The 21,686-nt window shown below is 49.6% G+C and carries 21 protein-coding genes and 3 tRNA genes; 22 read left to right on the top strand and 2 right to left on the bottom strand.

Annotated features, from left to right (window positions below):
• Positions 1-40: 40 nt before the first annotated feature.
• A complete protein-coding gene (locus NWAT_RS09205; protein WP_013220822.1) occupies positions 41-1,225 on the bottom strand; it encodes a pyridoxal phosphate-dependent aminotransferase in 1,185 nt (394 codons plus the stop codon).
• Between the two features lie 93 nt (positions 1,226-1,318).
• On the opposite strand from NWAT_RS09205, the gene uvrB reads away from it, so the two are divergent.
• The 16 genes from uvrB (at position 1,319) to NWAT_RS09125 (ending at position 16,383) form a co-directional block, all read left to right on the top strand.
• Positions 1,319-3,424, top strand: a complete 2,106-nt coding sequence (gene uvrB / locus NWAT_RS09200; protein WP_013220821.1) for an excinuclease ABC subunit UvrB — start codon at positions 1,319-1,321, stop codon at positions 3,422-3,424.
• Positions 3,425-3,451: 27 nt separating this feature from the next.
• Positions 3,452-3,528 (top strand) — tRNA-Val (locus tag NWAT_RS09195).
• 81 nt (positions 3,529-3,609) lie between these two features.
• Complete coding sequence (thrS, locus tag NWAT_RS09190) at positions 3,610-5,544, top strand: threonine--tRNA ligase (protein WP_013220820.1); 1,935 nt, start codon at positions 3,610-3,612, stop codon at positions 5,542-5,544.
• 3 nt (positions 5,545-5,547) lie between these two features.
• Complete coding sequence (infC, locus tag NWAT_RS09185; protein WP_041350648.1) at positions 5,548-6,063, top strand: translation initiation factor IF-3; 516 nt, start codon at positions 5,548-5,550, stop codon at positions 6,061-6,063.
• Positions 6,064-6,125: 62 nt separating this feature from the next.
• The gene (gene rpmI, locus NWAT_RS09180; RefSeq protein ID WP_013220818.1) at positions 6,126-6,323 is read left to right on the top strand and encodes a 50S ribosomal protein L35; all 198 of its coding nucleotides are present in this window, start codon (positions 6,126-6,128) and stop codon (positions 6,321-6,323) included.
• 12 nt (positions 6,324-6,335) lie between these two features.
• A complete protein-coding gene (gene rplT, locus NWAT_RS09175; RefSeq protein ID WP_013220817.1) occupies positions 6,336-6,695 on the top strand; it encodes a 50S ribosomal protein L20 in 360 nt (119 codons plus the stop codon).
• 120 nt (positions 6,696-6,815) lie between these two features.
• The gene (pheS, locus tag NWAT_RS09170) at positions 6,816-7,838 is read left to right on the top strand and encodes a phenylalanine--tRNA ligase subunit alpha (protein ID WP_013220816.1); all 1,023 of its coding nucleotides are present in this window, start codon (positions 6,816-6,818) and stop codon (positions 7,836-7,838) included.
• Positions 7,839-7,862: 24 nt separating this feature from the next.
• Positions 7,863-10,241, top strand: a complete 2,379-nt coding sequence (gene pheT / locus NWAT_RS09165; protein WP_013220815.1) for a phenylalanine--tRNA ligase subunit beta — start codon at positions 7,863-7,865, stop codon at positions 10,239-10,241.
• A gap of 3 nt (positions 10,242-10,244) precedes the next feature.
• A complete protein-coding gene (gene ihfA, locus NWAT_RS09160) occupies positions 10,245-10,544 on the top strand; it encodes an integration host factor subunit alpha (RefSeq protein ID WP_013220814.1) in 300 nt (99 codons plus the stop codon).
• Positions 10,525-10,881: a MerR family transcriptional regulator gene (locus NWAT_RS09155; protein WP_013220813.1), complete on the top strand. Its 357-nt coding sequence runs from the start codon at positions 10,525-10,527 to the stop codon at positions 10,879-10,881. The genes ihfA and NWAT_RS09155 overlap by 20 nt, the downstream gene beginning before the upstream one ends.
• Before the next feature lie 45 nt (positions 10,882-10,926).
• Positions 10,927-11,003 (top strand) — tRNA-Pro (locus NWAT_RS09150).
• 566 nt (positions 11,004-11,569) lie between these two features.
• Positions 11,570-12,373, top strand: a complete 804-nt coding sequence (locus NWAT_RS09145; RefSeq protein ID WP_049773065.1) for a PEP-CTERM/exosortase system-associated acyltransferase — start codon at positions 11,570-11,572, stop codon at positions 12,371-12,373.
• Positions 12,374-12,490: 117 nt separating this feature from the next.
• Positions 12,491-12,958, top strand: coding sequence for a substrate-binding domain-containing protein (locus NWAT_RS09140; protein WP_013220810.1), 468 nt, complete (start codon positions 12,491-12,493; stop codon positions 12,956-12,958).
• A 61-nt stretch (positions 12,959-13,019) separates the two neighbouring features.
• Positions 13,020-14,183, top strand: coding sequence for a hypothetical protein (locus NWAT_RS09135; RefSeq protein ID WP_013220809.1), 1,164 nt, complete (start codon positions 13,020-13,022; stop codon positions 14,181-14,183).
• 533 nt (positions 14,184-14,716) lie between these two features.
• Positions 14,717-15,916: an O-succinylhomoserine sulfhydrylase gene (locus NWAT_RS09130; RefSeq protein ID WP_013220808.1), complete on the top strand. Its 1,200-nt coding sequence runs from the start codon at positions 14,717-14,719 to the stop codon at positions 15,914-15,916.
• 47 nt (positions 15,917-15,963) lie between these two features.
• On the top strand, positions 15,964-16,383 hold the full coding sequence (locus NWAT_RS09125) for a secondary thiamine-phosphate synthase enzyme YjbQ (protein ID WP_013220807.1): 420 nt from the start codon (positions 15,964-15,966) through the stop codon (positions 16,381-16,383).
• Here the strand turns inward: NWAT_RS09125 and NWAT_RS09120 are convergent.
• Positions 16,370-17,269, bottom strand: a complete 900-nt coding sequence (locus tag NWAT_RS09120) for an alpha/beta fold hydrolase (RefSeq protein ID WP_013220806.1) — start codon at positions 17,267-17,269, stop codon at positions 16,370-16,372. The genes NWAT_RS09125 and NWAT_RS09120 overlap by 14 nt on opposite strands.
• A 117-nt stretch (positions 17,270-17,386) precedes the next feature.
• Between NWAT_RS09120 and NWAT_RS09115 the strand changes: the two genes are divergently transcribed.
• The 6 genes from NWAT_RS09115 (at position 17,387) to NWAT_RS17455 (ending at position 21,686) form a co-directional block, all read left to right on the top strand.
• Positions 17,387-17,460 (top strand) — tRNA-Gly (locus NWAT_RS09115).
• A 107-nt stretch (positions 17,461-17,567) separates the two neighbouring features.
• A complete protein-coding gene (locus NWAT_RS09110; RefSeq protein ID WP_013220805.1) occupies positions 17,568-18,209 on the top strand; it encodes a GDSL-type esterase/lipase family protein in 642 nt (213 codons plus the stop codon).
• Positions 18,210-18,212: 3 nt separating this feature from the next.
• A complete protein-coding gene (locus tag NWAT_RS09105; protein ID WP_013220804.1) occupies positions 18,213-18,959 on the top strand; it encodes a retropepsin-like aspartic protease family protein in 747 nt (248 codons plus the stop codon).
• A gap of 89 nt (positions 18,960-19,048) precedes the next feature.
• Entirely contained in the window at positions 19,049-20,980 is a 1,932-nt protein-coding gene (locus NWAT_RS09100) for a S9 family peptidase (RefSeq protein WP_013220803.1), read from the top strand.
• A gap of 189 nt (positions 20,981-21,169) precedes the next feature.
• Positions 21,170-21,346, top strand: coding sequence for an N-6 DNA methylase (locus tag NWAT_RS17460; protein WP_269724282.1), 177 nt, complete (start codon positions 21,170-21,172; stop codon positions 21,344-21,346).
• Between the two features lie 49 nt (positions 21,347-21,395).
• The gene (locus NWAT_RS17455; protein ID WP_232420087.1) at positions 21,396-21,686 is read left to right on the top strand and encodes a YgjP-like metallopeptidase domain-containing protein; all 291 of its coding nucleotides are present in this window, start codon (positions 21,396-21,398) and stop codon (positions 21,684-21,686) included.

Raw genomic sequence — 21,686 nt, 5'->3', positions numbered from 1 at the left:
AAGTCCAGGGAAGGACGCGAAGAGCTAGTTAGGCGACGACTCAACTAAGAAAGGCGGCAATACGTTCAAGGGCCTGTTCCAGATTTTCCATACTGGTAGCAAAAGAAAGGCGTAGATGCCCTCGTGCGCCAAAGGCTGACCCCGGTACTACGGCAACACCTGCCGCATTAAGCATATTTTCCGCGAGCTCCACGTCATCTTTAATATCTTCTCGTGAGGCGATAGCTGCTTGGAAATTGGGGAAGGTATAAAAAGTTCCGCTTCCAGCTAAGGTTTGCACTCCAGGGATACCGTTAAGGTATTCGAGGACAAAATCATGGCGGTTTTTAAATTCTTGGCACATGGCCTTAACGCAAGCCTGCTCTCCTGCGATTGCCGCTTGCGCGGCTACTTGAGAAATAGAGGTAGGATTTGAGGTGCTCTGGGATTGAATGGCTTTCATTGCTTTGATGAGTGTTGGCGCGCCCGCCGCATAACCGATGCGCCAACCGGTCATGGAATAGGCTTTGGAAACGCCGTTGAGCACCAGGGTACGCTCATAAAGATCGGGGCAGGCATTTAGAATATTGCAAAAAGGTGTTTCACCCCAATAAATATGCTCATACATGTCGTCGGTAGCGATAAGTATTTGGGGGTGGCGGCGGAGGACCTCTCCTAGGGCGGCGAGTTCATCGTTTCTATAAGCGGTACCCGTTGGATTGGAGGGGCTGTTGATAACCAGTAGCCGGGTAAGAGGGGTGATGGCGGCTTCTAGTTGCTCGGGGGTAATTTTGAACGCTTGCTCCTGGGGCGCGGCGATAACAACGGGTATGCCTCCTGCCAGGAGGACCATATCGGGATAAGAGACCCAGTAGGGCGCTGGAATGATAACTTCATCCCCTGGATTCAGCAGAGCCTGGGCTAAATTATAGAAACTCTGCTTGCCGCCCACAGAGACTAGAATCTGATTAAGTTCGTACTGGAAGCCATTTTCTCGGGAGAACTTGGCGATAATGGCCTCTTTCAGGCTGGGAATGCCGTCAACGGCAGTATATTTGGTAAAGCCATCTCGAATGGCTTGAATAGCCGCTTCCTTGATGTGCTCTGGCGTATCGAAATCGGGCTCGCCGGCTCCCAGACCGATAATATCTTTTCCTTCGGCCCGGAGGGCTTTGGCGCGGGCAGTGATGGCAAGGGTAGGAGAGGGCTTAATTTTTTGAACGCGGTTAGAAAGAGTAATGTCCAATTGGGGCCGTCCTGATTTTAAGAAAATGTTACGATAACCTTGAAATCTTAATATAGCGAATTTGTATTTTTTCAGAAAGGCTTTAATAGAGCAGTGAAGGGCGTATTTCAACTGGTAAGCGACTATCAGCCGGCAGGCGACCAGCCGAAGGCGATAGCGCGGCTGACGGAAGGTCTAGCGGCTGGGGAAATGTATCAGACTCTGCTGGGGGTGACCGGATCAGGTAAAACCTTCACCATAGCCAATATGATTCAGCAGGTTCAGCGACCGACTATTGTGTTAGCGCCTAATAAGACTCTAGCGGCCCAACTCTATAGCGAGATGCGGGAATTTTTCCCTCACAATGCAGTGGGTTACTTCGTTTCTTACTATGATTATTACCAACCAGAGGCCTATGTGCCAGCTTCTGATACTTATATTGGGAAAGACGCTTCGGTTAACGATCATATAGAGCAAATGCGGCTTTCCGCAACTAAAGCATTTCTGGAACGGCCCGATGCCATTGTGGTGGCAAGCGTCTCCGCTATCTACGGTCTTGGCGATAAGGATAGTTATCTGAATATGGTACTGCACCTTATGGTGGGTGATACGGTAGACCATCGGGGAATATTGCGCCGCTTGGCGGAGTTGCAGTATCAGCGCAATGATACGGAACTGCGCCGGGGCACTTACCGGGTACGGGGAGAAATTATTGATATCTACCCTGCCGAATCGGAGCAAGAGGCTATCCGGGTAGAGCTTTTTGACGATGAGATAGAAAGTCTCTCTTATTTTGATCCCTTAACAGGTGAAGTACTGCACCAGGTTTCCCGCTTGACTGTTTATCCAAAGACCCACTATGTGACTCCCCGGGAAGTCCTGCTGCAAGCAGTTGATGAAATTAAGATTGAGCTTGCTGAGCGATTGGAACAGCTTTATGGCGTTAATAAATTAGTTGAAGCCCAGCGCCTGGAGCAACGGACCTGCTTTGATATCGAGATGATATTAGAGCTAGGTTACTGTGCGGGGATTGAAAATTATTCCCGTTTCCTATCTCGGAGGCAGCCTGGGGAAGCGCCGCCAACCCTGTTTGATTATCTCCCCAAGAATGCTTTGCTGGTTATTGATGAAAGCCATGTGACAGTGCCCCAATTGGGCGCTATGTACCGGGGTGATCGAGCCCGTAAAGAGACCTTGGTTGAGTACGGTTTCCGCTTACCTTCAGCCTTGGATAACCGGCCTTTAAAATTTGAGGAATGGGAACAGTTAGCACCCCAGATTATTTTTGTTTCAGCTACGCCTGGACCCTATGAACAGCAGCGTTCGGGGGCCGTGATTGAGCAAGTAGTACGTCCTACGGGTCTGGTTGATCCGGCGGTAGAGGTAAGGCCCGCTGGTAGTCAGGTGGATGATCTGCTTTCGGAAATCCGCCAGCGAGCGGCGGCAAATGAGCGGGTATTGGTAACGGTCCTTACCAAGCGTATGGCAGAGGATCTGACTCAGTATCTGGAACAGCATGAGGTTCGTGTGCGCTACCTCCATTCGGACATTGATACGGTAGAACGGGTAGAAATTATCCGTGATCTGCGTTTAGGTAAGTTTGATGTGTTGGTGGGAATCAACTTGCTGCGGGAAGGATTAGATATTCCAGAAGTGTCTTTGGTGGCCATCCTGGATGCGGACAAGGAAGGTTTTCTCCGCTCGGAGCGGTCGCTCATTCAGACTATAGGACGGGCTGCGCGCAATTTACATGGAAGAGCCATTCTTTATGGGGATACGGTCACAGGCTCTATGGGCCGGGCCATTGCCGAGACAGAAAGACGGCGGAAAAAACAGCTTGCCTTTAATGAAACCCATCGTATTATTCCTCGTGGGATACAAAAAGCGGTGCGGGAAATCATTGATGGTGTTTATACGCCAAGCCCTGGTAAAGGAGGCCGCCACTCCCCTGACCAGGTGGAGGAGAAAGCCGCCGAATATACACGCTTGCCGCCCCAGCAATTGGCTAAACGTCTACAACAACTAGAGCGGCAGATGCACAAGCATGCTCAGAATTTAGAGTTTGAACAAGCCGCCCGGTTGCGCGATGAAATCAAAAAGATTAAGGGCTGGGTCTTTAACGGAGGCGATTCCATCTCTGCTCCGAGGCGGGGGGAATTCTCAAGCGGGGGCAATTTGATAGGGGAAGATAAACGCCGCCCGTTGCGAAACCGAGTATGACATGGTAAATTAATCTTCTGTTTTTACAGGCGCGTAGCTCAGCTGGTTAGAGCACCACCTTGACATGGTGGGGGTCGTTGGTTCGAGTCCAATCGCGCCTACCATTACGCTTGCAAGGCACTGCGACGGTGGTGTCTTTTTGTTCAACCGGCCTCTTGTATGGGCCATGAACAGGATTTTATCACATGCCTGTTATTACCCTTCCGGATGGTAGCCAGCGCGGTTTTGACCATCCTGTTACCGTTTATGACGTAGCAGCTGATATTGGCCCGGGCCTAGCGAAGGCGGCCCTTGGGGGCAAAATCGATGGCCGCTTAGTAGATAGCGCTTATCCCCTTGAGAGGGATACGAAACTTACCATTATTACTGAGCGGGATACTGATGGCTTGGAGATTATCCGCCATTCTTGCGCGCACTTGCTAGCCCAGGCGGTCAAAGCGCTTTACCCGGAAGCCCAAGTAACCATTGGGCCGGTGATTGAGGATGGCTTCTATTATGATTTTGCCTATCCTGAGGGGTTTACCCCAGAAGATCTTGAGGCCATTGAAGCCAAAATGCGGGAATTGGTGGAGCAAGATATTGCGGTTCATCGAGAATTGAAATCCCGTGAGGAGGCCATCTCTTTGTTCCGCCGGATGGGGGAAGAATACAAGGCTGAGATTATTGCCTCGATTCCCTCGGAGGAGGAAATTTCTCTTTACCGGCAAGGTGATTTTGTGGATCTTTGCCGCGGGCCTCATGTGCCTTCGACCGCAAAGCTCAAAGCCTTTAAGCTGACCAAGGTGGCCGGCGCTTATTGGCGGGGCGATGCCAATAACGAGATGCTGCAGCGTATTTATGGCACTGCCTGGCCTGACAAAAAAGCTCTTGAGGCTTACCTTCATCGTCTTGAGGAAGCGGAAAAACGAGATCATCGCCGGATTGGCTCTGATTTGGATCTATTTTCCATTCAGGAAGAGGCGGGTGGCGGCTTAGTCTTTTGGCATCCTATGGGCGCGCGTATCCGGCGGGTGATAGAGGACTTTTGGCAAGAGCGTCATACGGCGGCAAGCTATGAAACGCTCTATACGCCCCATATCGCTCATGAGGAGCTGTGGCAGACTTCCGGGCATACGGATTTTTATCGGGAGTCCATGTATCAACCCATGGAGGACGACCACCAGCTTTACCAGCTTAAGCCCATGAATTGCCCTTTTCATGTGCTGGTGTACCAAGGCCGGCTACGCTCCTACCGGGAATTGCCCATCCGCTGGGCGGAACTGGGTACCGTCTACCGCCATGAAATGTCTGGCGCCCTGCATGGGTTGATGCGGGTGCGGGGGTTTACTCAGGACGATGCGCATATTTTCTGTCGCGAGGAGCAGATTGAGAATGAAATTCTGGGTATCCTTGATTTGACTTTAGAAATGTTAGCGGCGTTTGGTTTTGACCGTTATGAAATTGATCTTTCCACGCGGCCAGAAAAATCAGTAGGGCCGGAAGCAATTTGGGACCAGGCCACCCAAGCGTTGCGTTCAGCGTTGGATAAGAAAGGTTTGGATTATGCCGTGGACGAAGGCGGTGGTGCTTTCTATGGTCCCAAGATCGATATTAAAATCGAGGATGCCATTGGTCGTAAATGGCAATGCTCTACGGTCCAGCTAGATTTTAATCTACCGGAGCGTTTTGCAATGGAATATGTGGCCGAGGATGGTGCCCGCCATCGGCCTATTATGATCCATCGAGCGGTATTAGGTTCCTTAGAACGTTTTTTTGGGGTACTGATCGAGCACTACGAGGGTAAATTTCCGCCTTGGCTTGCGCCTATACAGGTCGTTGTGATGAGCATTACTGACCGCCAGGAGGGATATGCCCGTCAAGTGGAAGAAACGATGAAAAATAAAGGTTTTCGTTCTCTTTTAGACTTGAGAAATGAGAAAATCGGTTTTAAAATCCGCGAGCATACTTTGCGCCGGATTCCTTATCTGTTAGTGATTGGAGACCGGGAGGTGGCAAACCAGACCGTGGCCGTGCGTACTCGATACAGTCAGGATCTGGGGGTGATGAGTCTCGATGCCTTTATGGAGCATCTTAGCGTTGACGTTGCTCGTCTTGGTCGTAACATTTCTGAGGAGGATTAGAATATCGCTGTAAAAAAGAGCACGCGCCTGAATGAAGAAATTACTTCTCCGGAAGTTCGCTTGATTGGTGTTGATGGCGAGCAAATTGGAGTTGTTTCCATTGAGGAAGCGTTGCATGTAGCCGATGAAGCAGGTGAGGATTTAGTGGAGATTGCTCCACAGGCCGACCCCCCCGTGTGTCGAATTATGGACTATGGCAAGTATCTGTTTGAGGAGAATAAAAAACGTCAGGCTGCTAAAAAGAAACAAAAACAGATACAGATCAAAGAAGTTAAGTTCCGGCCAGGGACTGAAGAAGGGGATTATCAGGTCAAACTGCGCAGCCTGGTACGTTTCCTGACAGAAGGGGATAAAACCAAGGTGAGTCTGCGTTTTCGCGGGCGAGAGCTGGCCCATCAAGAATTGGGACTTAAATTGCTGGAACGGGTCCGTAACGATTTAGAGGAATATGGAGTCGTTGAGCAGCATCCAAAACGGGAGGGTCGGCAAATGGTCATGGTTTTGGCCCCTAAAAAGTAACGAGGGCGTCTACGCTAGAGGTAGACGTCTTTTCTTTTAATTAAATGCGGAGTAATTTAAGCATGCCTAAGCTGAAAACCAACCGCGGTGCCGCCAAGCGTTTTAAGCGCACGGCTAGCGGGAAATTCAAACACGCCCAGAGCCACCATAATCACATTCTTACTAAAAAGAGCAGCAAACGTAAGCGTAAACTGCGTCCTTTAGCAGTAGTGAGTGCAGCGGATGGTCCTCGGCTAGATCGTATGTTGCCCTACGCTTAAAGGAGATGGGTTATGCCTAGAGTAAAACGAGGAGTAACGGCTCACGCCCGGCATAAGAAGGTGATTGCTCAGGCTAAGGGTTATCGCGGCCGACGCAAAAACGTCTACCGGGTTGCGAACCAGGCGGTCACGCGTGCTAGCCAGTATGCCTACCGTGACCGGCGTCAACGCAAACGGCAGTTTCGCGCTCTTTGGATTGTGCGTATTAATGCGGCTGCCCGCGAGTGTGGTCTTTCCTATAGTCGCCTTATCAGTGGATTGAAACAGGCTGCGATTGAGATTGATCGTAAGGTGCTTGCCGATCTTGCTGTTAGAGATAAGGCAGCCTTTACCACCATTGCCGAGCAAGCTAAAGCTGCGCTAGCGAATTAGTCTCTCTGGTGAGATAGGTAACTGGCTTATAGGGTTAGATTTAAAGGGGGAGGCTATTTGCCTCCCCCTTTATTGGTTGACGATGGTTTAACCCTTGTATTGTGAGAATTTAAAGAACCCATGCAAGAAGCATTAGCAGAGATAGTCGCAAAGGCTCGTCGGGCGGTGTCAGCCGCCCCTGATTTGCCAACCTTGGATGAATTGCGGGTTCGTTATTTAGGTAAGAAAGGGGAGCTTACAAACCATTTTAAAGCGTTAGGACAGGTTAGCGCTGAGGAACGCCCTATTTTTGGTAAGGCGGTCAATGAGGCTAAACAAGCGGTGCAGAACGAAATCGAGGCCCGGCGCAAGGACCTGGAGCAAGCGGCACTGGAGGTGCGCCTTGCTTCAGAGACGATTGATGTGACTTTGCCAGGCCGGGGCCTGGATGTGGGTGGATTACATCCGGTGACCCGCACCTTGATGCGTATTGAAGCATTTTTCCGTTATGCAGGGTTCGAGATACATGAGGGACCGGAAGTAGAAGACGATTATCATAACTTTGAGGCACTTAATATCCCGTCTTCCCATCCTGCTAGAGCGATGCATGATACTTTTTATTTTGATGCTCATACCCTTTTACGAACCCATACCTCGCCGGTACAAATTCGGGTGATGGAGCACCGGGGGCCGCCGCTGCGAATTATTGCTCCTGGGCGAGTTTATCGTTGTGATTCCGATTTGACTCATACGCCTATGTTCCACCAGGTGGAAGGGCTGCTGGTAGATGAGCAGGTGAGTTTTACCGATCTTAAAGGCACTCTTGCGGATTTTCTGCGGGCCTATTTTGAACGCGAAGATTTAGAAGTTCGTTTTCGTCCCTCCTATTTCCCTTTTACGGAGCCATCGGCGGAGATGGATATCCAATGTGTTAACTGCGGCGGCAAGGGTTGTCGGGTGTGCGGCCATACTGGCTGGCTGGAGGTGTTGGGTTGCGGTATGGTCCATCCTAAAGTTTTTGAGCACGCGGACATTGATAGCGAGCGATACCTGGGGTTTGCTTTTGGTCTAGGAGTTGAGCGACTGGCGATGCTTCGTTATGGAGTGGATGATTTACGTTTATTTTTTGAAAATGATTTACGCTTCTTACGCCAATTTAATTAAAAGTTAAATGATTGCCAGTGAACCATGAAATTCAGTGAAGCCTGGTTACGAACATGGGTTGATCCAGATATCAGTAGAGAAAATCTGGTTGAACGGCTCACCCTGGCCGGGTTAGAAGTAGAGAGTACTGAGCCAGTAGCAGCTACTTTTAAAGGTGTTAAGGCTGCTAAAATAGTAGCTGTGAAGCCTCATCCCAGCGCCCATTGTCTACAGATTTGCCAAGTAGATATCGGCAGTGATTCCCTTTTGACGGTAGTATGCGGCGCGCCTAATGCTCGAGTCGGGCTATGGGCGCCGCTTGCCATTGTTGGCGCCCAATTACCGGCTGGCATAAGGATTGAGCCGGTGACATTGCAGGGGGTAAAATCTTTTGGAATGCTTTGCTCCGCGGCGGAATTGGGCCTTGCTGAGCAATCAGCAGGATTATTGGAGTTACCTGAAGGAGCCTCTCCTGGCACCGATCTCCATGAGTTCTTGCAACTCGATGATATCAGTATTGAGATTGACTTGACCCCCAACCGCAGTGATTGTCTAAGCGTTGCCGGAATTGCCCGGGAAGTGGGCGTACTCACCCAGTCTCCCGTAACGGAACCCGCCATCGAGCCTGTGACAGCCCAAATCGAAGATATCTTCCCAGTGACTGTAGCGGCGCCAGCGGCTTGTCCCCGCTATTTAGGCCGGGTTTTACGGGGTGTTAATCCCCAAACACAGACGCCTTGGTGGCTCCGTGAGCGGCTTCGGCGTAGTGGTCTTCGGAGTTTAGGGCTGGTGGTCGATGTGACTAATTATGTCATGTTGGAGTTGGGGCAGCCAATGCATGCTTTTGACCTAGAACGGCTGAAAGGTGGCATTCAAGTGCGTTATGGGCAAGCTGACGAGGCGCTTACTTTGCTGGATGGCACCCCTTTACGGTTAGATGAAGAAACGTTAGTCATTGCGGATCAGCAGCGAGCACTTGCCTTGGCAGGGATTATGGGGGGAGAGGAATCGGGAATTAATAACCAGACCCGGCATCTATTTTTGGAGAGCGCTTTTTTCAACCCGAGTGTTATTGCAGGTCGCGCCCGCTTTTATGGTTTGCATACGGATTCTTCCCACCGTTTCGAGCGTGGGGTTGATTCCGAATTACCGCGGCGGGCCATGGAACGGGCGACGGCTTTACTGCTAGAGATTGCAGGGGGGCAGGCGGGACCAGTCATCGAGGTGGTGGATTCATCCCAGCTTCCTCCTCAGGCAACGATAATTTTGCGGAAGGCCCGCATTCACCGGGTTCTCGGAGTTGAGATTGCTGAGAGCCGTATTACTGAACAATTGACTCGTCTTGGTCTAGAAGTGGAAAGAATTGAAGAGGGTTGGGAAGCGAAGGTGCCGAGTTTTCGCTTTGATCTTGCCTTAGAGGTGGACCTTATTGAGGAATTAGGACGCTTATATGGTTATGATCGCCTTCCTAGCACTCGGCCTGTGGGACAAATCCAGCCTGTGCTGAAAACAGAAGCGGGGGTTTTTATTGATCGTATTCGCCAGGTGCTGGTAGATCGGGACTATCAGGAGGCGATCACTTATAGTTTTGTGGACCAAGGACTGCAGCAATTATTGGACCCTGATGAGAGCCCGTTGGCCTTGAATAATCCGATTTCCACGGACATGGCAGTTATGCGTACTACCCTGTGGCCAGGATTGATTCAGGCATTGCAGTATAATTCATATCGCCAGCAAGAGCGAATTCGCTTTTTTGAACATGGTCTTACATTTAATGGCCAGTTAACTGATCTTAAACAGGAAAGAACGGTTGCTGGCCTTATTTCAGGGGCTAGCTACCCAGAACAATGGGGGTTAGCGAGCCGGCCGGCCGATTTTTTTGATCTCAAGGGAGATGTGGAGGCAATATTAGCTTTGGGGGGGCAGCGAAATTGCTTTGAGTTCGTGGCGGCCTCTCACCCTGCTCTGCATCCAGGGCAGAGTGCTCAAATTCTTCGGGAAGGCCAAGTAGTGGGGTGGCTAGGCGCTTTGCATCCGTTGTTGGAGAGTAAATTGGACTTGAGCAGCCGCGCCTACTTGTTTTCTCTTCGGCTTGAGGCGGTTGAGCGGGGTAGTTTGCCTGTTTTTCAGTCCTTATCTAAGTTTCCAGCGATTCGCCGGGATATTGCCTTTTTAGTGGATACTAATATTCCCGTGCAGGCAGTTTTTGATTGCCTCAAGGGGTGTGAATCGGATATTCTTAAAGAATTACAATTGTTTGACGTTTATACTGGGAAGGGAATTGATCCTGATAAAAAAAGCCTTGCTTTAAAATTCATTCTGCAGCACCCTTCCTACACGCTGACAGACGATAAGGTTAATATCTTTATAGAACGAGTGGTGGCGCTATTAGTAGCTGAACTAGGCGCCATTATGAGGGAGTGACTTATGGCTCTAACCAAGGCCGATATGACTGAAATCCTTTACCAGGAGCTTGGTCTTAACAAGCGGGAGGCCAAGGAAATTGTAGAAATGTTTTTTGAAGATATTCGTTGCGCTCTAGAACAGGGAGAAGCGGTTAAGCTTTCCGGCTTTGGTAATTTTGAGCTTCGTGATAAAGGAGAACGGCCGGGGCGCAATCCTAAGACGGGTGAGGAAATTCCTATCACCGCGCGACGCGTGGTAACTTTTCGGCCTGGACAAAAACTTAAGGCGCGGGTAGAAGCCTATGCTGGAGGCAAGCAATAATAACGAATTACCGCCGATACCTGGAAAACGTTATTTTACTATCGGCGAGGTCAGTGAGCTGTGTCATGTAAAGCAACATGTTCTGCGTTATTGGGAACAAGAGTTTCCACAGCTTAAACCGGTGAAACGACGCGGCAATCGACGTTACTATCAGCGTCAAGATGTCATTATGATTCGCCAGATTCGCAATCTTCTTTACGAGCAAGGATTCACTATAGGGGGTGCCCGGCAAAAGCTTTCCGGTGCTGAAGCCAGGGAGGATAGTACCCAAAGTAGGCAAATTATACGTCAGCTCCGCTTAGAGCTCGAAGAGATTATGAGTTTGCTTAAAACTTAAGGCTTCTTCAGTTATGGAAGGTTTTAAGTTATCATACGCACATAACGGGGCGTAGCGCAGCCTGGTAGCGCACTTGAATGGGGTTCAAGTGGTCGGAGGTTCAAATCCTCTCGCCCCGACCAATAATGCAAATGCATCGGTAATTAGAAGATTACACGATGGCAGGATCCTCTTTTTCTTAACTTCTTTCATAATTGTAAATCCTGATAATCTAGGAGTTTGACGGGCGGTCTCCGGCATACATAGCATAGATGCACAGCGTTTGATGATACAGGAGGTTATGCCAGTCGAACAAGTAGTAGTCCCTCCAATTTGGCTATGCACTACGATACTACAGCCACCCATACGAAGCGGCTATACCATCTCGTTTACTAATAGTAAGCAGGACGGAGATGTCTTTGTTGCCTACCTTTATCAGAAGGTGCTTACGAACAACAATAGAAGCTCCTGAACTGCGTGCAATAATGGTTAAGCTAGCGGAGCGGACCTTAGAGCTTTAAACTTAATTCAAGTTATCACAAAAGCTGGGGTTAACAACTTCTAATTAATTATACAGCTCGCACTTTCAGATTGTATTTCAGTTTCGTGGAGTCGAATGGTAGCAAGCTTTGGCCTTAAGATAGGCGGCTCAATTAAGCCCTATAAATCAGAAAGATAGCGCTGCTTAAAAGAAGGCATTTCAATGGTTATGAGCAATTTAATTACAGCGTTCGAAAAATATTTCAAGATTATTCCTGCCAATGTGGTTGATAGTAAAAACCGTTTCCATCGTTTGCGCTATCAAGTGTATTCTCAGGAGCTTCAGCTACCGGATTTTGAGGCTTGGCGCTATCCAGATGGTCGCGAGATAGATGAGTACGATAATCGGTCTATATGTTCCCTTTTGTACCATCGAGAAAGCAAAAACTTAGCCGGGGGAGTACGCTTGGTATTATGTAATTCCGATGATCCTCTTCAACCCTTTCCTATTGAAGAGCATGCCGGACACTACTTTGATAAGAATCTGGTTGTCCCTAACCAATTACCGCGTCGTACTACGGCTGAAATTACCCGTTTGATGTTAGCAAGGAACTTCCGTTGCCGCGGACAGGAAGCGCTTTACGCTCATGGGATGGATGATTCCAATATCAAGGATAGTAGATCAGATAGCCGGCGGCAATTTCCCCATCCAATATTAGGTCTTTTGGTAGCGTTGGTGCGAATGTCTTCGGAATGTGGGATCACCCATTGGTATGCGGGCATGGAGCCGGTGCTGAACCGGCGCCTAAGGCAATTCGGCGCTAACCTAAAACCGATAGGTCCATTAGTGGAGTATCATGGAGGACGCCGACCTTATTTAGATACTATAGATAATGTATTAGGGCGGATGTTCCGAGAGAACCGGGCATTCTGGGAGTTAATTACTAATCACGGAAAGCTCTATCCAGACTCAGTAAAAAAGCTTAGTGAGAGAGAGTGCAGAGTACAAATTCTTAAGCAAGGATTGTTTTAAAAGGTAGGAGTTTGTCTCGTACGCGCGCAGACTGCAGCCAAGATATCGCCGGAGCCAAAGACATTGTTGCGTTTGTCTCGTACGCGCGCAGACTGCAGCCCTCCAGTACAAAGCATAATGCGTTTACTTGTTGCGCGTCCCTGGAAGTGTGGGCTTGTTATCCGCCTTATATTTATTCTAACTATTATTTTCCCGGTAATCCCAGAAGTTGGCGCTCAGGAAGTTATTGTCAATCCAGACGCTCCGGAAATGAAGTTAACCCGCAGCACTCTGCGGGCAATTTTTAGCATGCGCCTGCGAACTTGGCCTGACGGATCGCTGATCAAGGTGTTTGTGCTGAGCGATAACTCTCCGTTACACATACAATTTTCGAAAAAAATTCTCAATATTTTTCCCTACCAGCTTCGTAGAACATGGGACCGGCTAGTTTATTCAGGAACTGGCCAAGCTCCTATTGAAGTGGATTCCATCAAGGAAATGGGTAATAAGGTAGCCTCTACGCCGGGCGCTATCGGTTACTTGCCTGGTGGAAATACTGATTTCCGGGTGCGCGTGGTGGAAAAGGCAATGGGAGCCAAGCGATAGCGTGTTTAAAGGAGTTAAAAAATTCTGGTATAGGAAGGGGGGGAAAGTAGTATTGGGTACTATGTTATCCCTGCTGATGAATCCTTTACAAGCTGAATGGAAGCTTCCCCAGTCTTTGCAAATTCATGGTTTTGTCTCGCAAGCATTTACATTGACCACGGACAATAATTTTTTCGGTGACAGCAAGGATAACGGGTCATTTGATTTCCGAGAACTGGGAATCAACGCTTCGTGGAGAATTATGCCTAAACTTCAAGTTGCGGCACAGGGGGTTATGCGCTGGGCCGGCAAAAACGACCAAGGCGATCCAAGGCTGGATTATGGCTTAGTGGATTATACCTTCTTGAGTAATACTGAAAACACTTGGGGCTTGCGGCTTGGTCGTGTGATCAATCCTCTCGGTTTTTATAATGATACCCGCGACGTGGCTTTTACCCGGCCAAGCATCTTTTTGCCCGAGTCCATTTATTTTGATCGCACTAGAGATTTGGCGCTATCCTCGGATGGAGGCCAGATTTATGGTGAACGGCGTACCCGTATGGGTGATTTTCTATTCCAATTTAATATTGCTAGACCTAGAGTAGGCGAGCAAGAGGAATTAGCTTTATTAGGAGGTGATTTTCCAGGGGATCTTGGCGGAGGGACCTCTTTTTCTGGGCGCCTGCTTTATGAGAAAGATGGGGGCGTTGTTCGTTTAGGCGTTTCTTCTTTCCAGGTCAATTTCAGTTTCGATTCAGCAGGGGTGCCGAGTAACTCACCTCTAGGAGCTGGCTCAATCAAGTTTTCTCCCTTAATATTCTCAGGCCAATATAATGGAGAGCGGTTGAGTCTGACAAGCGAGGTTGCTCTAAGACATTTTAACTATTCTGATTTTGGACCTCGTATTCCAGATACCGATTTCACTGGCCTGAGCTGGTATTTTCAAGCCACCTATCGTTTTACGCCCCGCTGGTCAGCTGTCGCCCGTTTTGATAGTCTTTGTACCGAGCTTGGTGATTGTAACGGAGAAGATTTTGCTGCTAAAACCGGACAACCTGCACATCGCCGGTTTGCAGATGATTGGATGGTAGGCCTACGTTGGGATGTGACCTCTTCCATCATGGTGAGAACAGAGTTCCACCATATTAGGGGTACTGCTTGGATAACCACTGAAGATAATCCAAATATTAATGATCTCCACGAGGACTGGAATATGTTCTCCCTTCTGGTTTCATTTCGTTTCTAGAGATTTTTTCCGCTTAATTTTACCCCTCTATACGTATAAACACTTATTTACTGCCTTCGCTCTTAAGTCTAATCTGTGCATGAGTGATATTCATTTGGTGTAACACAGAGCTAGCGAATATCCTCTCCATATTTACAGCAGGTAAATAGATTCTCCGTAGGTGTACCTTAATAGAAGGTAGCTATCTGACGGTTTAGGCAGCATAGGGATGTGCTGCCAATTTTTATCTTCCACTCCTCACCGACTTCTTTTTTATCCTCTGCCGATCTACTGTTTTTTTATTCAAGTTTCCATTCAGTATTTAAATACCTTGCACTGTTCTGATAGGCAAAAGCCGATCATATTGGAGCTAAAACGGTTCGTTCTATGAGAGTTCAACTCGGCAGCGCAGTTGTAACCGTCCCTTTTTTCTATTAACGCCAGGCATAAAGTAAAGTGTCGTGATGGGCGTATAGCTAGTTAAGGGAGTAATATGCTCCATAATTGTTATTGGGGTGCCCATAAGCATTAAAAATAGATTATGGAGGGTAAAGATGCCGAATGATAACCAAGGCGAGTACGGTTTTGCCACGCTAGCAGTGCGAGCAGGGCAGCAGCGTACTGGCGAGGCTGAACATGCCGAGCCTATATTTCCTACTTCCAGCTTTGTGTTTGAAAGTGCCGAGGCGGCTGCGGCTTGCTTTTCGGGAGAGAAAGAAGGGAATATTTATTCCCGCTTCACTAATCCCACAGTCCGGACCTTTGAGCAACGCCTCGCGGCTTTAGAAGGAGGTGAGCGTTGCGTGGCGACCTCATCGGGGATGGCCGCCATTCTTGCAACTTGTATGGCGCTGTTGAAGGCGGGAGATCATATCGTTTCCTCGGAAAATATTTTTGGAACGACGCGAGTTCTTTTCAACAAATATCTGGCCCGCTTTGGCGTAGAAACTACCTTTGTTCCTCTCGTTCGGATGGAAGCTTGGGAAAACGCCTTACGCCCCAATACTCGCTTGCTATTCCTAGAGACGCCCGCCAATCCTCTCAATGAGATAGCGGATATCGCTCAGCTATCCCGTCTAGCGCAGGCCCATGATTGCTTATTAGTGGTGGATAATTGTTTTTGTACCCCTGCTTTACAGCGCCCTTTTGAGCTAGGAGCGGATCTCGTTATTCACTCTGCCACCAAGTATCTTGATGGCCAAGGACGGTGCGTGGGGGGCGCTGTGGTGGGTGATGGGCAGCGGGTAGGAGAAGAAATCTTTGGCTTTTTGCGTACCGCGGGTCCTACCATGAGTCCCTTCAATGCCTGGGTTTTTCTTAAAGGTTTAGAAACCTTGCAATTGCGGATGGAAGCCCTGAGTCGACAGGCTCAGACATTAGCCGAATGGCTGGAGGCAGAGCCAGGGATTGCAAGAGTGTATTATGCGGGCCTGCCTTCCCATCCTCAACACGCGCTGGCCTCAAAGCAACAGTCGGGCTTTGGCGGCCTGGTTGCATTTGAACTGAAAGGAGGAAGGGCGGCTGCCTGGAAACTTATCGATTCCCTTAAATTTATCTCTATTACTGCTAACCTTGGGGATGTTAAAACCACTATTACTCATCCGGCTACCACGACCCATGGCCGTTTAACGGAGGAGGAACGGTTGACAGCAGGTATCAGCGATGGTTTGGTGCGAATTTCCGTGGGCCTGGAGTCCATTGAGGATATTAAAAGGGATCTACGGCGGGGTTTGGGTGGGGCGACTCGGGGCTGAAAATATCTCTGTTTAATTCCACGGTGATCTTAAAAGGAGCCTAAAAAATGAAAAGTTATCGTAAGGAGCTCTGGTTCAATGTGCCTAGCCGTCGGGGGTTCGTCAACATAACGCCCCAGGTGGAAGAATGCCTGGGCGACAGCGGAGTCAAGGAAGGTTTGGTGCTAGTTAATGCCATGCATATCACCGCCAGCGTTTTTATTAATGATGACGAGTCTGGATTACACCATGATTACGAACAATGGCTAGAGAAGCTCGCGCCCCATGAGCCCATCCGGCAGTATCGACATAATGATACCGGAGAAGATAACGCCGACGGTCACATGAAACGCCAAATCATGGGGCGGGAGGTTGTGGTTGCCGTGTCCGAGGGGCGTTTGGATTTTGGGCCCTGGGAACAAATTTTTTACGGCGAGTTTGACGGTCGCCGGCGTAAACGGGTTTTGGTCAAGATTATTGGCGAATAGGCTTTTTCCGGGTTTCTTTTAAGTTTTCCAGAATATTGCTTATATAGTTGACAAATACAGAGAAATGGCCTTCATTAGGGAGATAATGAACTTGGGCGGCGGGTAGCGTTTTTGCTAGGTACCGGGCATGGGAGGGGGGTACCGTTGCATCGGCTTCCCCCTGCCATAGCTGAATGTTTAAACTAATGTCTTTTAACTGGAATCCCCAAGGATGAGCATAGAGTTTAAAATCTAAAAGCGCGCCTTTGGGGCCGTTGCGAAAGGCTTCTTGTATGGACCCCAGGTGGAATCTCTCCATATCGGGGCGTTTTAGCGCTTGGCTATCTGCCTCTGGGGCAGAAATAGTCAATAAGGATCGGGTCAGCCGGGGGAACCAATACAACGCCCGGGCAACAATTCCCCCATAGATGAAGGGTAAGAGCCGGGATGCACGCTTGGCTAGGCCAAAGCCTAAGCGAGCCGGCCATTTCATCTCATGGACTGCCCAGGATTGGTACACTGGCCCGAGGCTATTAACAATGCTCACTCCCCGAAGGCAGGAAGGAATTTTCCAGGCGCAGGCGAGGGCATAGGGACCTCCTCCTGACATTCCTAAAAGGGAAAAAGAAGAGATATTCAGGATATGAGCGAGTTCAGCCACATCATCTGGCCAATCAAGGATGCGCCGCTTGGGCTTGAAATCCGATAATCCATAGCCTGGGCGATCAACAGCAATAATATGCCATCCATGCTTCCTTGCCGGCCCATCAATGACTCGAGCTTCCAGCCGGGAAGCCGGAAAACCATGGCAGTAAAAGAGAGGTTCGCCTTGAAGATCGCCGTATTCGGCATAACCAAGCCGGCGGCTATCCTTGAGCATCACGTGTTGATTGCTGAGATTAGTCATTATTAATTATTACTGTTCTTAATGTAAGTTTTTGATTCGAAGTATTCTACCGCTTGCGGGATATGAGTGGGCAGAGTCTTGCCAGGTGGCTTTCCAGTACGTAGAATTAACCTAGCCGCGGGTGTAGTTCAATGGTAGAACCTCAGCTTCCCAAGCTGATGACGTGGGTTCGATTCCCATCACCCGCTCCAGTTCCTTTTCCTTGTTTTTAAGCTCTTCCGCCAAGCCCTCTAGTTCCTTGGACAGCAGACGAAGTAATTTTATGCAAAGGACCAAAATAGGGAAATTGGCTGATATCATGAATACCATAAACCATACCTGGGCGCTTATTAAGTATAGTCTTCTGGGAGCAATACTCATTGCCGGCATTGCCTGTTCTTCTGGTGATTCCACCCAGCTATCGAAGCTGTCTCCCAATGGAATTATCCTCGCTTTTGGGGATAGTCTTACCTATGGTACGGGGGCGGGGGGTTCCCAGTATAGCTATCCGAGTATTCTCGCGGAAAAGATAGAGCGGCAAGTCATTAACGAGGGAGTACCTGGGGAGTTAAGCGGGGAAGGGGTGGCCCGCCTACCCCAGGTGTTGGATCGATACCAACCTCATCTAGTAATATTATGTCATGGGGGCAATGATCTTCTGCGTCAGCGGGCTGACAGCCAAATTGTGGCTAATCTCCAGAAGATGATAGAACTTGTGCGGGAACGAGGTATTGAAATCGTCCTATTGGCGGTACCCCGGCCCACGCTACTTTTTATGGAATCCGCCAGCTTTTATACCGAGATTGCAAGGGAATATCATATTCCCGTTGATAACAAAACCCTGGTAAGCCTGGAGAAAAACTCCGCCCTTAAATCTGATCGGGTTCATCTTAACCGCGAAGGTTACCGCCTGTTAGGGGAAGCGGTTTTCCGTTTGCTGCGCGGCTCGGGCGCCCTTTAATTCATGGTGAAGCCATTCAATCGCCGATGGTTTGCCGGTTCCATACTGGCAGGTTATCTGGCGTTAGGGGTTCTAGGCCCGCTTCAGGGGGCGGGCGATGATCCGGAATTGCTACCGGGCAGGACGCTATTAGAAGCACTCGAAGATGTCTCCGCCAAGTACGGTATTCTTATCAAGGGCCTGGAGAAAACGAGCGCCATTCCGGCCCGTTCCGTCCACGGCTCCCTGCGGGAGCAGTTGCGGCAACTGCTTTTTGATTTTAATTACGTTTTGGTTCAATCTGCCGATGGCAGCGTTGAGAAAATATTTGTTCTGAATCAGAAAAAGGCGGCGCCGGCAATACCGCAATATCCAGAACATATCGTTTTGAATACCCTACGAAAGGGCGGTCATCATGTTGTCCAAGCTATTGTTCAAGGGCCGAGCGGGGCCAGCATGGAAGTTTCCCTATTAGTGGATACCGGCGCTTCCCTAGTGGTGCTTCCTGCCTCGATGCTCTCTGAGCTGGGCTTTTCCCCTGGGGAGCTGAAAAGCCAGGAAATAGCGACCGCTAATGGCCGGCTTCAGGCAAAAATTGGCCGACTGGACTCTTTCCAGATAGGTTCAGAACGGATGGACGCTGTTAACGCGGCTTTTATAGAAGATAGTCTCCTTGGCTCTAATGGCCTTTTAGGCATGAATGTCCTGGGCCGTTACCTTGTGACCATTGACGACCAACAGAATCTGATTACCTTAATCAGGCAGCGTTGAGAGAGCAGGAAAGGCGCATGGTGGGTTGTGACGTGTTTCCATCTCCCCTAGCTGGCTAGGGATTTGCAAATATTTTAAGAGGAGAAAAGATGCTTGCCCCTGTAGAAAAGCCCTATGGCGCTTGGTTATCCCCCATTACCGCTGATCTCATTGTCTCGGAAACCATTGGCCTAGGCCAGATAGCACTATCCGGGGACGCCATTTACTGGCTGGAAATGCGTCCTACGGAAGGGGGGCGGAATGTAATCCTAGGCCGCGCCAGGGACGGAGAAGTCAAAGAGATTAATCCCGCTCCTTATAATGCTAGAACCCGAGTCCATGAGTATGGCGGCGGGGCTTATCTAGTGGCTGGGGATTCGGTGTTTTTTTCCCATTTTGAAGATCAAAGGCTGTATCGGCGTCAGATAGATGATTCAATTGAGCCGCTTACTCCGGAAGGAGATTATCGTTACGCCGATGCGATTTTTGATCGCTTCCGCAATCGTCTTGTCTGCGTTCGTGAAGACCACACCGATAAGACTCGGGAGCCCGTCAATACGCTGGTTAGTATCCCCCTCGACGGCAATGGGCGGATATCTGTATTGGCCTCGGGAGCGGATTTTTATGCCTCGCCCCGTCTTAGTCCCGATGGAAGTCAGCTCGCCTGGTTGACCTGGAACCATCCCAATATGCCCTGGGATGGCACGGATCTCTGGTTGGCCCCGGTAGAGGCCGCGGGCTCCTTGGGAGAGAGCAAACACATTGCGGGCGCAGCGGATGAGTCTATTTTTCAGCCCGAGTGGTCCCCTACAGGCACTTTGTATTTTATTTCTGACCGCACTGGATGGTGGAATCTTTATCGCTGGCGGGAGCAGAAAACAGAATCGGTTACTCGGATGGAGGCCGAATTGGGCGTGCCGCAATGGGTTTTTGGTTTATCCACGTATGCTTTTGAGTCGGCGGAGCGTATCATTTGCGCCTATAGCAGGAATGGCGTGAGTCATTTAGCGAGTATGGATGCCGCTAGTGGCGTTTTGGAAGAATTAGAGACTCCTTATACCGAAATAGGATCTTTGCGGGCGCGGGCTGGATATGCCGTATTTATTGCCGCCTCGCCCACGGAATTTCCCGCTGTCGTCCAGTTTGACTTAGCGACCAGAGAAGTGGAAGTTTTGCGTCGCGCCAGCGAGATGAGCATTGATTCCGGGTATCTTTCCATTCCCGAGGCTATTCAGTTCCCGACCACGGCGGGCGCTCAGTCCCACGCTTTCTTTTATCCGCCGAAAAATAAGGATTTTACCGGCCTGCCGGGGGAGCGGCCTCCTTTGTTGGTCATCAGCCATGGGGGGCCTACCGCGGCCACGGATAGCACCCTGAGTTTAAAAATTCAATACTGGACTAGCCGGGGCATCGCCGTGCTTGATGTGAATTATCGGGGCAGTAGCCACTATGGACGGGAATACCGCCAGCAATTGAAGGGGCAGTGGGGATGCGCCGACGTGGAGGATTGCCTCAACGGGGCCTTGTATTTAGCGCAGCGGGGAGAAGTAGATGGGGAGCGTCTTGCCATTCGGGGAAGCAGCGCGGGCGGTTTTACCACCTTGGCGGCCTTGACTTTTCATGAGGTATTTAAGGCCGGGGCGAGCTATTATGGCGTCAGCGATTTGGAAGCGCTAGCAAAAGAAACCCATAAATTTGAGTCCCGCTATCTGGATCACCTAATTGGACCCTACCCGGAACGAGCTGATCTGTACGCGGCCCGCTCGCCAATCCACGCGGTTGATAAACTCTCTTGCCCCGTTATCTTTTTTCAGGGCCTGGAAGATAAGATTGTGCCCCCTGAACAAGCAGAGGGAATGGTGGAGGCGTTGCGTGGGAAAGGGGTGCCCGTGGCCTATGTTCCCTTTGAAGGTGAACAACATGGCTTCCGACGGGCGGAAAATATTAAACGGGCGCTGGAGGCTGAGTTTTATTTTTACTCTCGGGTTTTTGGCTTTGACTTGGCGGAACAGGTTGAGCCGGTAGCAATTGAAAATCTTTAACCAGCTCCAGCAAAACCTTACCCCGTAAGAGGCGGTGCGTAAAGGGATACTTCTCGCCTGCCAGTAAAAACAGGCTACCCGTCTGGGGCTAGCCCTCTCTCTCCATTCCCCCCGTTTGCCATCAAGGCGGTGGTTTGATTTATTGAGCACCTTCGTCCTATGGTGATTCCGCAAGTAGTGCCCGAGTAGCTGTGCTGGTTTACCAACCGGCCCGTTTCCCAGAATTTTATGCAAAGCTCGGCGCTTGGATCTGCGATCCGGCGTGTGGTTATGGCGCCTAAATCCAAGGGGGACTATGCCTTTATGAGCCACATGATTGAAGCGAGGGTGGCGAAAGAAGGCCGGGCGGCCGTTAACAAAGCTTGAGTCGGTTGCTGAAATTCAAACAGGTATTTCAAAAAGCACAAATAGGGAATTGAAAGAACCTGTAGAGTTGCCTTATCTACGAGTTGCGAATGTTCAAGATGGTCATCTGTTGCTAGATGAAATTAAAATTATACAACTTGAACGGTCAAAGGTTTCATGTTATTCCCTTAAAAAGGGAGACGTGCTTTTAACCGAGGGTGGCGGCTTTGAACCTGTGTTGATGCATGAGCTTTGCCATTTGCGGCACCACCATCATGGACCCGAGTTCTATCAACTCCTTGATCGCTCACTACCCGATTGGATGAAAAGAAAGCATACACTGGAAATGGCTTTGGCTTGA

This window comes from Nitrosococcus watsonii C-113, assembly GCF_000143085.1.
Classification (GTDB): Bacteria; Pseudomonadota; Gammaproteobacteria; order Nitrosococcales; family Nitrosococcaceae; genus Nitrosococcus; species Nitrosococcus watsonii.
Note: the sequence above shows the minus strand (reverse complement) of the source record. Positions and strands in the feature narration are given on the sequence as shown.

Bases quoted from the DNA above. Each gene is read 5' to 3' on its own strand.
- NWAT_RS09145 (WP_049773065.1), top strand. From the start codon at position 11,570: ATGAGCAATTTAATTACAGCGTTCGAAAAATATTTCAAGATTATTCCT.
- NWAT_RS09140 (WP_013220810.1), top strand. From the start codon at position 12,491: ATGCGTTTACTTGTTGCGCGTCCCTGGAAGTGTGGGCTTGTTATCCGC.
- NWAT_RS09155 (WP_013220813.1), top strand. From the start codon at position 10,525: ATGCTGGAGGCAAGCAATAATAACGAATTACCGCCGATACCTGGAAAA.
- NWAT_RS09125 (WP_013220807.1), top strand. From the start codon at position 15,964: ATGAAAAGTTATCGTAAGGAGCTCTGGTTCAATGTGCCTAGCCGTCGG.
- pheT (WP_013220815.1), top strand. From the start codon at position 7,863: ATGAAATTCAGTGAAGCCTGGTTACGAACATGGGTTGATCCAGATATC.
- NWAT_RS09120 (WP_013220806.1), bottom strand. From the start codon at position 17,269: ATGACTAATCTCAGCAATCAACACGTGATGCTCAAGGATAGCCGCCGG.
- NWAT_RS09135 (WP_013220809.1), top strand. From the start codon at position 13,020: ATGTTATCCCTGCTGATGAATCCTTTACAAGCTGAATGGAAGCTTCCC.
- ihfA (WP_013220814.1), top strand. From the start codon at position 10,245: ATGGCTCTAACCAAGGCCGATATGACTGAAATCCTTTACCAGGAGCTT.
- NWAT_RS09110 (WP_013220805.1), top strand. From the start codon at position 17,568: ATGAATACCATAAACCATACCTGGGCGCTTATTAAGTATAGTCTTCTG.
- NWAT_RS09100 (WP_013220803.1), top strand. From the start codon at position 19,049: ATGCTTGCCCCTGTAGAAAAGCCCTATGGCGCTTGGTTATCCCCCATT.
- thrS (WP_013220820.1), top strand. From the start codon at position 3,610: ATGCCTGTTATTACCCTTCCGGATGGTAGCCAGCGCGGTTTTGACCAT.
- rplT (WP_013220817.1), top strand. From the start codon at position 6,336: ATGCCTAGAGTAAAACGAGGAGTAACGGCTCACGCCCGGCATAAGAAG.
- pheS (WP_013220816.1), top strand. From the start codon at position 6,816: ATGCAAGAAGCATTAGCAGAGATAGTCGCAAAGGCTCGTCGGGCGGTG.
- NWAT_RS09105 (WP_013220804.1), top strand. From the start codon at position 18,213: ATGGTGAAGCCATTCAATCGCCGATGGTTTGCCGGTTCCATACTGGCA.
- rpmI (WP_013220818.1), top strand. From the start codon at position 6,126: ATGCCTAAGCTGAAAACCAACCGCGGTGCCGCCAAGCGTTTTAAGCGC.
- NWAT_RS09130 (WP_013220808.1), top strand. From the start codon at position 14,717: ATGCCGAATGATAACCAAGGCGAGTACGGTTTTGCCACGCTAGCAGTG.